The following is a 263-nucleotide window of genomic DNA, read 5'->3' on the forward strand; positions in this document are numbered from 1 at the left end:
GTCTTTCTTCCGCACTGCAGGATAGGGAACAGAGAGATGACCATGGAAACCCGGCGCGACGAACGCATTCACAAGCTGACGCAGGCGCTGAAACGCACCGACAAACTGCATCTGAAAGATGCGGCCCAGCTGCTCGGCGTCTCAGAGATGACCGTTCGCCGCGATTTAACCGAGCCGGGCTCCAGCGTGGTCCTGCTGGGCGGCTATATCGTCAGCGATCCGAAAAGTCATGCCAGCCACTATTTTGTCAGCGATCAGCATGG

1 protein-coding gene is annotated in these 263 nt (G+C 57.8%); it reads left to right on the plus strand.

The genetic code is table 11. From position 1 onward, the window contains the following. Nucleotides 1-36: 36 nt before the first annotated feature. Nucleotides 37-263: DeoR family transcriptional regulator (locus SB765_RS30675; RefSeq protein WP_410932624.1), on the plus strand; the 227-nt coding region annotated here is incomplete at its 3' end.

This window comes from Pseudomonas sp. SIMBA_067 (assembly GCF_046534675.1).
Lineage (GTDB): Bacteria > Pseudomonadota > Gammaproteobacteria > Pseudomonadales > Pseudomonadaceae > Aquipseudomonas > Aquipseudomonas putida.